Annotated in this window: 11 protein-coding genes; 8 read left to right on the top strand and 3 right to left on the bottom strand. The window is 50.0% G+C overall.

Features of this window, described 5'->3' with window-relative positions; genetic code table 11:
* Positions 1 to 8 precede the first annotated feature (8 nt).
* The 3 genes from HZB62_09105 to HZB62_09095 all read right to left on the bottom strand — a co-directional run bounded on the left by HZB62_09105 (position 9) and on the right by HZB62_09095 (position 2,431).
* On the bottom strand, positions 9 to 695 hold the full coding sequence (locus tag HZB62_09105) for a CerR family C-terminal domain-containing protein (GenBank protein ID MBI5075303.1): 687 nt from the start codon (positions 693 to 695) through the stop codon (positions 9 to 11).
* A 346-nt stretch (positions 696 to 1,041) separates the two neighbouring features.
* Positions 1,042 to 1,662, bottom strand: a complete 621-nt coding sequence (locus HZB62_09100) for a 5-formyltetrahydrofolate cyclo-ligase (GenBank protein ID MBI5075302.1) — start codon at positions 1,660 to 1,662, stop codon at positions 1,042 to 1,044.
* Positions 1,655 to 2,431, bottom strand: a complete 777-nt coding sequence (locus tag HZB62_09095; protein ID MBI5075301.1) for an AAA family ATPase — start codon at positions 2,429 to 2,431, stop codon at positions 1,655 to 1,657. Before HZB62_09095 ends, HZB62_09100 begins: the two co-directional genes overlap by 8 nt.
* Before the next feature lie 83 nt (positions 2,432 to 2,514).
* Between HZB62_09095 and HZB62_09090 the strand changes: the two genes are divergently transcribed.
* From HZB62_09090 to HZB62_09055, 8 genes are all read left to right on the top strand, one after another.
* Complete coding sequence (locus HZB62_09090) at positions 2,515 to 3,714, top strand: acetylornithine transaminase (protein ID MBI5075300.1); 1,200 nt, start codon at positions 2,515 to 2,517, stop codon at positions 3,712 to 3,714.
* A 9-nt stretch (positions 3,715 to 3,723) separates the two neighbouring features.
* Positions 3,724 to 4,629 (top strand): ornithine carbamoyltransferase, encoded by a 906-nt coding sequence (gene argF / locus HZB62_09085; GenBank protein MBI5075299.1) that lies wholly within the window; start codon positions 3,724 to 3,726, stop codon positions 4,627 to 4,629.
* A gap of 83 nt (positions 4,630 to 4,712) precedes the next feature.
* Positions 4,713 to 5,282 carry a hypothetical protein gene (locus HZB62_09080; protein MBI5075298.1) on the top strand — a complete coding sequence of 190 codons (570 nt, stop codon included), beginning with the start codon at positions 4,713 to 4,715 and terminating at the stop codon, positions 5,280 to 5,282.
* A gap of 147 nt (positions 5,283 to 5,429) precedes the next feature.
* A complete protein-coding gene (locus tag HZB62_09075) occupies positions 5,430 to 6,536 on the top strand; it encodes a hypothetical protein (protein MBI5075297.1) in 1,107 nt (368 codons plus the stop codon).
* A 195-nt stretch (positions 6,537 to 6,731) separates the two neighbouring features.
* The gene (locus tag HZB62_09070; GenBank protein ID MBI5075296.1) at positions 6,732 to 7,730 is read left to right on the top strand and encodes an archaeosortase/exosortase family protein; all 999 of its coding nucleotides are present in this window, start codon (positions 6,732 to 6,734) and stop codon (positions 7,728 to 7,730) included.
* 73 nt (positions 7,731 to 7,803) lie between these two features.
* Positions 7,804 to 9,456 (top strand): ribonuclease J, encoded by a 1,653-nt coding sequence (locus HZB62_09065; protein ID MBI5075295.1) that lies wholly within the window; start codon positions 7,804 to 7,806, stop codon positions 9,454 to 9,456.
* Between the two features lie 209 nt (positions 9,457 to 9,665).
* Positions 9,666 to 10,856 carry an ATP-binding protein gene (locus tag HZB62_09060; GenBank protein MBI5075294.1) on the top strand — a complete coding sequence of 397 codons (1,191 nt, stop codon included), beginning with the start codon at positions 9,666 to 9,668 and terminating at the stop codon, positions 10,854 to 10,856.
* The gene (locus tag HZB62_09055) at positions 10,853 to 10,963 is read left to right on the top strand and encodes a hypothetical protein (protein MBI5075293.1); all 111 of its coding nucleotides are present in this window, start codon (positions 10,853 to 10,855) and stop codon (positions 10,961 to 10,963) included. Before HZB62_09060 ends, HZB62_09055 begins: the two co-directional genes overlap by 4 nt.
* Positions 10,964 to 11,141: the final 178 nt, after the last annotated feature.

Genomic DNA, 11,141 nt, shown 5'->3' with positions numbered 1-11,141 from the left:
TAAAAAACTCATAGTTTTCCTTTTAAAGGTCTTGCCACCTTGGTTCGTCTTAAAAATGTTTTCTTCCCGGACTCAGCCTGTACTTTGTGTATCCCGGCCAGCGAAAATTGCACAACATGGTCTGCATATTTCTCAATATCTATGATTTCCGAAGGCCCGATCATCTCCTTTTGGTTACTGCGAATGACCGCCGGATTGATACACTGGCTGATGATGCTTATCTCACAAAACTGAATCTGCATGTCCTGAGCCTGAGGCCCTATCAGCTCACGGATTGTATCTTGCATACTTTTTTGCAGAGGAAGCAGCGTCTCTTGCATGATCTCATTCAAAAGCCCTGTCGGATTTGCAAATTCTTTCATCACAATAAAGAACTCTTTGTTCTTTTTGTCGCTGATCCGATGCAGAAGGGCTATTATTTGTCCTCTCAGGCGTCCTTCCGGCGGTGAATCATCACTTACTCCGGCATCTGGAGGATGGGCTTTAATGGACTCGGAGAAGGCATACCGCCATGCTTCCCTGTAAAGCGTTTCTTTGTCTCCGAAATGATAATTCACGGCTGCAATGTTAACTTTGGCCCGACTAGAGATGTCCGCGATAGTAGCGTCCCGATAGCCTTTCTCCGCGAACACATCCACTGCTGCAGCCAGTAGTTTTCTACAGGTTTTTTTACTACATTCTCGATGTGTCTTCATGTTGTCTCCAAGCGTCTGTCCTTTATCTATATTCAAATGTCATTTTAAAATGCTTATTTGAATAAGTCAAGTTCTGGCCGCATTCTTTAACGCTTAGATTATTCGCGCGGTGTTGTATTCCGATTGTACTATTGATGGAGCTGCGGTTAATTGAAAGTATCGGTTGGTCGGTGGAGTCAGTAACCCGTCGATGTATAAAGCGGGTTAATATATGTTGTCTCTGTTGGCCAAGCCATTTCAAAGACTCCCGCGATGCCCAATCTGTCAGCATTCCTCAACCGCAGCCGCACATTATCCTATGTCAATTCAACAAAAAAGGATTACGAGAAAAGCAAGCAAACAAAACTCAGAGACACCGTATCTCACGGCGGTCAGTAATAATGATATTCACCTTCCTGTCATGGCTGTCTGTCGGGACTGCTTCGATCACCTGTTCTTCGTATGTCGGTGCGATCACCGGCACAGGTTTCTGAAGTTCGGCAAGCAACCGGTCGTAAAAACCGCCGCCGTACCCGATCCTGTTTCCGGTCTCATCAAATGCAGCGCCGGGAACAATGACTGCGTCGACATCGTTGATACTGACGCGCCGCATATCATAAAATCCCCCCTGCCCCCCTTTGTCGGCTCCGTCCGGCCTACTGTTGGCAAAGTGGGGCTTTGGTTCAGGGATCTTCATATATCCGGGAGCAAGCTCATCAAGGCTCTTGATCTCATAAAGCCCGAGGCCCTGCCCTTCCACTCTTGGAAGCACGATCCTTTTACGCTCATCAAGCGCCCTGCCCAGCATGCCGAATGTATCAACCTCTGACCGGAAAGAGGCGAAGAAGAAGATGGTCTTTGCCGTAATGAACTCCGGGAGTAAAAAGAGGCGTTCTTCAATAGCCCTGTCTTTGGTCTTTTTTGCTGCGGGAGGGATACTGTCCCTTTTTGCGAGGATCTCTTTTCTGAGCGATGTCTTGTCAGACATTTAATACTTTTTCGATCGCGGTCTTGATGCTCTTCACCTCTTCGACGGTCTGAGGCGCAAATTTAAAAGGTGAGTCACCCTTGATATCAGCTTCCATGATCGAGTGGCTGAAACTGATATGTCCGGCAAGTTCCATGTCGCCAATGCCTTTCTTCACAAAATCCAGATCTTCCTGACCGCGGATCTTGTTGGCAACAACAAAGACGTTCTTTACGCCAAGGCCCTTTGCCATGTCACGCACTACACCGGCTGTCTGGATGCTGCGCTGCCCCGGTTCGATAACCACAATAAAGGCATCCACTGAATCTGCAGTGCCGCGCGTCAGATGCTCGATGCCAGCCTCCATATCTACGATCACCACCTCGTTCCTTTCAACAACAAGGTGCCTGAGAAGTCTGCGAAGAAGCACATTCTCAGGACAATAACAGCCTGAGGAAGCGGCCTTGCCCTTACCCATGATAAGAAGTGTTATGCCGTCGATCTTGTACCCGACTCCTTCAGGGAGATCGTCGACCTTAGGGTTGAGCTTATAGATACCAGGGCTGCCCGGCTTTGAGCCGGTGCGTTCCTCGATCAGTTCGTTCATATTCGCGATCGGCACGATCTTTTCAGCATCTTCCCTCGACACACCAAGCGCGGACGCAAGGTTTGCATCAGGATCTGCATCGACAGCGATCACCTTGTGACCTTCTGCTGCAAAAAGATAGCTCAGAATAGAAGAAAGGGTCGTTTTGCCGACACCGCCCTTTCCGGTAACTGCGATCTTCATAGAGTAATTCTATCATTACGCAAAAGCTGCTGTCAAAGTCATTTTTGTTTGATTTTTCAAAGAGTTATGAAGTATCATTACTGATGGAAACAAAGAAACTGATCGAAGAGTCCGAGCTGTATCTGATGCATACATACAACCGGTTTTCGCTTGTGCTGAAAAAAGGCCGGGGACTGAAAGTATGGGGCTGGGACGGCAAGGAGTACCTCGATTTTGTGGGAGGCATTGCAACGAACTGCCTTGGCCACTGCCATCCGAAGGTTGTGGTCGCCATCCAGAAGCAGGCACAGCGGCTCATCCACGTTTCAAACTTCTATCACATCGAACCTCAGATACGGCTCGCAAAACTGCTTGTTGAGCATTCCTTTGCCGATAAGGTCTTTTTCTGCAACTCGGGGGCTGAGGCTAACGAGGCAGCGATCAAGCTCAGCCGGAGATATTTCAAGGAACATCTCGACCAGAACAAATTCGAGATCATAGCAACGCATAACTCCTTTCATGGAAGAACCATGGCAACGCTTACGGCGACGGGGCAGGACAAGTTCAAGATCGGCTTTGATCCGCTGCTGCCGGGCATCAAGCATGTGGCGTACAATGATGTCGACGAACTGAAAAGTGCCATAACGAATGAGACCTGTGCTGTGCTGCTGGAACCTGTCCAGGGAGAGAGCGGCGTCCGCATCCCTGATGCCGATTACCTCAAACAGGTGAGAAAGCTCTGCGACGATAACAATGTGCTCCTCATCCTCGATGAGGTTCAGACAGGCATAGGCAGGACAGGCAAGCTTTTCGGGTATGAACATTTCGGGATCACGCCCGATATCATGACCCTTGCGAAGGGCCTCGGCGGAGGCTTTCCGATCGGGGCCATGCTTGCCACGGAAAAGGTGGCCGCTGCTTTTCAGCCCGGAACGCACGGCTCGACTTTCGGCGGCAATCCGCTCGCATGCACTGCTGCGATCACCACGCTTGAGGTCCTGCTTGAAGACGGTTTTATCCTTGACCAGTGCCGGAGAATGGGCAAGTATTTCAAGAAGAAGCTTGAGGAACTGAAAAAGGAGTTTCCCGAGACTATCTCCGAAGTGCGGGGTATGGGCCTGCTCATTGGCATGGAACTGTTGCGGGACTGCGCACCGATCGTTAAGGCATGCATTGACCGGGGCGTGCTGATAAACTGCACTGCAGGCAATGTGCTCCGGTTCATGCCGCCACTCATCGTTACCGAAAAAGAGATCGACCACCTTGCTGATGTGCTCGAACAGGTATTTGACACACTTTCTTAGGGGAATATCATGAAAAAAGATCTTCTGAAAATATCAGACCTCACAAAGTCTGAAATAGAAACCCTTCTCAACCGGGCCATTGCCCTCAAGAGCGGCAAAGACGCAAGCGCCTGCCCTCTCATCGGCAAGAACATCGGTCTCTTTTTTGAGAAGCCGTCAACGCGGACCCGCCTCTCCTTTGAGGCAGGCATCTATCAGCTCGGCGGCAATGCCATCTGCATGACTCCTGACGAGATCCAACTGGGGAGGGGTGAGACGATAGCGGATACCGGCAGGACAATATCACGGTATCTGAATGCCTTCATGATGAGGACCTTTTCGCATGCTACGCTTGAGACCCTTGCGGCTAACAGCACCATACCGGTGATCAATGGGTTAAGTGACACGCACCATCCCTGCCAGGCACTTGCCGATGTGATGACCCTGCTCGAAAAGAAGGGCAGACTGGAGGGGCTGAAGGTCGCCTTTATCGGCGACGGCAACAATGTCTGCAATTCCCTGATCGAGGCGGCTGCGATCCTGGACTTTCACCTGACCATTGCCTGCCCTGAAGGCTTTGAGCCTCACAATGAGATCTTTGAGCGGGCACAGTCGCTGGCAAAAAGCGAGATCATCGTGCTCAGGGACCCCAGGGAAGCCGCCGGCATGGCAGATGCCGTGTACACGGATGTATGGGTCAGCATGGGCCAGGAAAAAGAGGCCGAGCATAAAAAACAGAAGTTCGGGGACTACCAGATAAATACAAAGCTGCTCGGCTGTGCCAGGAAGGATGCGATTGTCCTTCACTGCCTGCCGGCCCATCGCGGTGAGGAGATAACCGATGAGGTGATGGACGGCCCCCAGAGCGTTGTCTTTGATCAGGCAGAAAATCGTCTGCATACACAAAAAGCACTTCTTGAGATGCTTCTGAAATAGGTGGTTGGAGAGGTCTTTGTAAGGGTCTTCTCAGTTTGTATTTGGCATGAGATATGCTTGATAATTTAACAAGGTAAATAATAATGAGCGTAACACAGCATCAGGAAAGCATTATTTCGCTCGAAGGCCGTCCCGCGTTTTTCACACTTCTGCGCGAGATGACGCACCACTGCAGGAAATTTCTCTTTACTAATCCTGAGGCGCATACCCCCTTTCTGAAATCCCGGCTGCACTACATCATGTTCCTGTTATTTTTTGTTGTATACTCGGTATCTCCCCTCAAGATATGTGCAGACAGAACGGTCAAAGGACTGATGCAGGATTCTGAGGCTGCCTCTATAAGAATCGTTATAGTCGAAAGAATTCTGAGTTTGATGAGTGACAGATTGTTATCTGAAAGCTGGTTCAGCTCTGACGAGGCTGATGTAGAGGTGATGGTAAAAAAGAAACGCGCTTTATTGCGGTCCTTCACCCTCTTCTTTCTGCTGCTCATGGCCATTGCAACTCACATCGCGGCAAGATTATATCTGGGCACCGACCTCATAATAGACCCCAGTCGTTTCCGCTTTTCCCGAAGTTCAGAACATATCAACATTATTGAAGTATATCGTTCCCCTCATTCCGGTCTCGCCCCTCCCTATCTTCACTCTTAACACATTCTACAGGCTTATCTGATCAAGGATTTCGGTCGCATCGGCACGCATTGCTATGCTCGTGCGTGTATGCAATGACATCTCCAGATAGGCCCTGACTCTAATCTCTATATGCAATAGAGGGTTAAGACTAAGGAGGATATAAGAATGAAGAAGAACGGCCATAAAATGGCGACCCAGAGCAGCAGTCGCGTCAGCATTAACATGGTTATGATTATTGTTTTGAGTTTTGCCAGCCTTATCGGTCTTTATAGCGCCGGTATATCAGAAGCAGTTACTTATAATATGCAGTCTGGCACAGGAGCTAACCTGAACGGGTTCACAACAAACTACGGCACATGCGGGACCAATGCTACCACTGAGGTTATTGTCCCAATGAATACATCAGGGAGCAATGCCTGCACTACCGGCAGAACGGGTTCGACCGGTGCAGTCGGTACCTCCCTGCTTCTTGTAATCAGCGATACACCCTATTCGCAAAATACCAACATAACCGGTGTGGATGTTACGGGCAGCCTGAGAGACTATCAGGAAGCCATAAATCCAGGCACCCTGACCGGCATCCAATATCAGCTCGGTTATGTCAGCGGTGGGGTATTTACATCCTTTGGATCAGTCAATGAAGTGCGGGATTACAGCACGAATACAGTGTGGACGACAAGTCTCAGTTCGATCAGCGGAACAGCACCATCCGGTAGTCGTTTAGCAATACGGGTATTCAAGCAGAACCCGAATACTACAGAGTATCGGTACTACTTCACTGCTGCAAGCCTTGTATTGAATGTCACAGAGGCAGCTGGTGGCACGCCCGGTAGTCTCCAGCTTAGCGCTTCTGACTACGGCGTGAATGAGAATGTCGGGAACGTCACCATCACCGTGACGCGGACAGGCGGCAGCTCGGGTGCAGCCTCGGTAAACTATGCCACCAGCAATGGCACGGCTGTACAGCCAGGGGATTATACCTCGGCCAGTGGTACCTTGAACTGGGCAGACGGCGATGCTGCAGACAAAACCTTTACGGTCACGATCATTAATGATGTAACAGTAGAGTCTTCCGAAACGGTGAACCTGACCCTGAGCGGCGCTACAGGCGCATCCCTGGGGAGTCCCTCCACAGCTACCATCACAATCTCAGACAACGACGGTGCAGCTGCCGTCCCGATTGGAAACTGGCCTCTGATCATCATGGTGATGGTGAGTATGATCACCTATGGCGTGATATGGCGCAGAAAACAAAGGAGGACGACCACCTAAGACACAATACGAGAGGGAGTAGAGCTATGTGGAAGACAGACAGTGCGGGACACCTAACGCAAGCGCAGTTGCTGCGCCGTTGGTTGGTGTCCCGCGGCTGTAACCTGTGCTCACCGACGAACGCATACCGTGTTAACAACCCGGAATCGAAACGGCCTGTTAGAGCACTATCTGGTCATTATGCGGGAGGATGGCGTGCAGCTCGCTGAGAAGAAACCGATAACCGCTGACTGGGGTTTTCTCGGCCTATTTGTGCTGTATGTCGGCATATTCGTCGGCATGGCCGAGATAGGACAGGGCTCCATGCTGGCCCTCCGTGAGGTTACCGCTTCAATAATAAGCGCTCTCTGGGGCTTTTTATCGGTCCCGATCGTCCGCTCAGGGACGCAGCTGACCTTTGCCGGCTTCCCCATGGAGATCGTCCTCGAATGCACGGCATTGCACTATATGATCATTTTTGTGGCCGGCGTGCTGGCATTCCGCAGCCACAGTTTGTTTTATCGTGCTTCCGGCATTATCATCGGCACACTGGCCATATCATTAATGAATATTCTCAGGATCGGGGTTATCGGATTTATCGGCCGCTATTTCAGCAGCCTCTTTACCTTTGTCCATGATTATCTCTGGCAGGGGTTCTTCGCCCTGTTCGTATTACTGCTCTGGATTATCTGGGTTAATGGGAAGAGGGTTTTTTCCGGCCGTCCTTTCTTTCATTTTTTGCTTATATCTGCATCAGCCTCATTGTCTTTCTGGCTGATGGTGACGTTTCTTGAGACCTATATCTCTCTGCTTGCAGTCTTTTCGAACGTCATGTTCCGGATGATCTCACTTTTTGCTGATGTGCCTCAGCACGTTGTCGCAGAGGGCAGGCTTATCGGCTATGTGGTCGGAGACGAAGTGATCTATAGTACGACAATGCTTTATGTCCTGAATGCAGCCTTGCTCCTGCCGATTGCCTCGATCACCTTTGTCCGATCACAGGTGAAGCTACTCTTAAAACGGTTGGCCGCAGCAACTATTATTCTCGATCTCCAGCACATGCTGCTCATTGCGCTTGACTGGCGGCTGTCGATCAGCACAGGACCCGACATTCAGTCCGTGATCATCTGGTGCATCGTTATGTCAACATTCATTGCACCCATTGTTTCATGGCTATGCTCCAGCTTGATCTTCCGCACTGAAAGGCAGCAATGATTTGTTGAAATATGTTTATCTGACTGCAATGCCCCTCGTGTTCGGCTTATGCATTCTGGTATAATCCCTGACAATGGATAACACCCTCTCAGTCATAGCCCTTGGCGGTCTCGAAGAGATCGGCATCAACATGACGGTCATGGAATACGGCGGAGATATGATCATCATCGATGCGGGTCTCATGTTCCCGACAGAGGACATGCTGGGCGTTGATTTCGTCATCCCGGATTTCACCTATGTGCTCGAAAACAGGGACAAGGTGAGGGCAATATTTCTTACCCACGGCCACGAAGACCATGTCGGCGCCCTTCCCTTTCTGCTCAAGGAGATCAAGGTGCCTGTGTATGGAACACCTCTTACGATTGGACTCGTCAGAAAAAAACTGGAAGAACACAAGCTCGATGTCGATCTCCAGACCGTCAACCCCCGGGACATCATTCAGGCCGGGGTATTCACGCTCGAACCGATACGGGTGACCCACAGTATTGTTGACGGTGTGGCATACGGCATAAGAACTCCGGCAGGTCTTGTGGTGCATACCGGCGACTTCAAGCTTGACCCGACCCCTGTTGACGGCAGACTCATGGATTTCCACAAATTTTCGGAGTATGGCGAAAACGGCACCCTTCTCCTCCTGTCTGACAGTACCAATGCAGAACGCGGCGGATTCACCTTTTCTGAAAAAGAGGTGCGCAGGGCCTTTGAGGAGATCTTTTCGGATGCAAAGGGCAGGATCATCATTTCGACCTTCGCATCCAATATACACAGGATCCAGCAGGTGATCGATGTCGCGGTCATGTTCAACAGGAAGGTCATCCTTTCGGGCAGAAGTATGGTGGCAAATGCCCAGATAGCCCTTGATCTCGGGTATCTTAGGATCCCTGCTGAAACATGGCTGAAGCTGGAAGACCTGAAGAACCTCAATGACAACGAGGTCGTGATCGTTACCACCGGGAGCCAGGGTGAGCCGATGAGCGTTCTGTCGCGGATCGCCCTGGATGAGCATAAACAGATAAAGATCAAGGAAAACGATATTGTGATACTTTCGGCAAAGGTGATTCCGGGCAATGAACGTGCGATCGGCAGGATCATCAACTACCTTTTCAGGCGCGGCGCAAATGTCATCTATGAAAAGGTCTCAGAGATCCACGTATCAGGCCACGCATCAAAAGAGGAGCTGAAGCTGATGCTGAATCTGGTCAGGCCAAAGTATTTCATGCCAGTGCACGGAGAGTATCGGCACAAGTTCTACCATGCCCGGCTGGCAGAGAAGATCGGCATTCCCAAAGAAAATATCTTCAATCTCGAAAACGGCGATGTGCTTGAGGTATCGGAAAACGAAACGCGGAAGGCAGGCAAGGTAGCCACAGGCCGCATCTTTGTTGACGGCAAGGGTGTGGGCGATGTGGAGGATATGGTGCTCAGAGACAGGCGAAGGCTTGCTCATGACGGCATCGTGATCGTCATCATCACCATTGAAAAGCTGACCGGCAGCATCGTCTCGGGGCCTGATATCATTTCACGGGGATTTATCTTTGAAGATGCTTCACAGGACGTGCTCAATGATGTGAAGGAACTGGTGTATCTCACCCTCTCCGAAATGACCCCTGAGAGCATTACGGACAAGGCCCTTGTCGAGGCAAAGGTAAGAAGCGTGCTGAAGAAATACCTCAGGAATACCATGGACCGTAAGCCCATGATCATGCCTTTGATATTTGAAGTGTAGAGCGCTTCCCCGATAGCAGCTTCCTGTTAGCCCTCGTTATAATTTATTTTGCCCAGTTCTTCAAGACCCGGCCAACTTCCGACAAAGTAGTTTTATGCTCGTAGGCTTCCCCAAAGAAGGGGCAATCTGCCAAGTGTAATCGGCACTTGATATTTACTCATAATCATGAGTAAAATTACTCAATACTTTGAGTAATAAGGGGATCCTTTATGTACAAGAGACCACTCTACGAAATCCTATTGAAAAGGCTTTCCCAAAAAAGGCAGTTTATGCAGGTGCTTGCAGGCCCGCGCCAGACAGGAAAGACAACGCTGGCAAGGCAGGTTATAGATGGTCTCGGCATCCCATCCCATTATTCCACAGCAGACGCACCGGTTGTAAAAGGCCCTTCCTGGATCGAGCAGCAGTGGGAGACAGGCCGTGCAGGGACAAGAAAGGACAAATGGAAACAACCGGCCCTTCTCGTGCTCGACGAGATTCAAAAGATAAGCGGCTGGTCAGAGACAGTAAAGAAGCTATGGGACGAAGATTCGCATAGTCGGCTGCCGCTTCAGGTGATAATCCTCGGCTCCTCACAGCTCCTCTTACAGCGGGGATTGACCGAAAGCCTTGCCGGACGGTTTGAGGTATTACCTGTCCCTCACTGGTCCTTTGGAGAGATAAAAGAAGCCTTTGGCTGGAATATCGATCAGTATATCTATTATGGAGGATATCCTGGAGCCGCAATGCTGATAACGGAACCTGACCGCTGGCGCTCGTATGTCATGGATTCGCTCATAGAAACAACCGTATCAAGAGACATCCTTCAGATGATACGGGTAGACAAGCCTGCACTCCTGAGACGGCTCTTCGAGCTTGCCTGTTCGTATTCAGGCCAAGCGCTTTCATACCAGAAAATGTTAGGCCAGCTTCAGGATGCCGGAAATACAACTACACTCGCACACTATCTTGACCTGCTCAACGGAGCAGGGATGGTAACAGGGCTTCAGAAATACGCCGGGGAGCGTGTTCGCCAGAGAGGCTCCAGCCCGAAACTGCAGGTGCTAAATACAGCGCTCATGACTGCTCAGTCGCACTATACACTTAAACAAGCTCAGCAGGACACTGAACATTGGGGAAGGTTGGTGGAATCGGCTATAGGGGCTACCCTTGCCAACAGCCTCCTCAGGAGGGCTGAGCTCTTCTACTGGGCAGGGAAAAACAGAGAAGTAGATTTTGTATTGCGACGGGGAAAGAAACTGGTTGCAATTGAGGTGAAAAGTGGACGAAAAAAACAGGCCCTCCCAGGTATTGAAGCTTTTTCAAAAGAGTTCCCTGTAACAAAGAAACTGCTGGTAGGGACGGGCGGCATCATAATTGAGGATTTTCTTCTGACACCGCCAGAGGCCTGGCTGGAATGACCCCTGAGATGCTTGCTGATAAATCTCTTGTCGAGGCAAAAATCAGAAGCGTGCTTAATAAGTATCTGCGCAACACCATGGACCGCAAGCCCATGATCATGCGCTGATCTTTGAAGTTTTTCAGCCGGTAAATCCACCAATCGAACCCGCAGGAATCTTCTTCCGAAGCCAATGTCTGAAATCTGCTGTTAATAGCCTCTAACACCCTGATTATAAAGCATAAAAAATCCTTATAAAAACACTTGACACCCCTTTAAAAAATATGATAAATATTTTTTATTAGCA

Source organism: Nitrospirota bacterium, from assembly GCA_016214855.1.
GTDB lineage: Bacteria > Nitrospirota > Thermodesulfovibrionia > Thermodesulfovibrionales > UBA6898 > UBA6898.
Note: the sequence above shows the minus strand (reverse complement) of the source record. Positions and strands in the feature narration are given on the sequence as shown.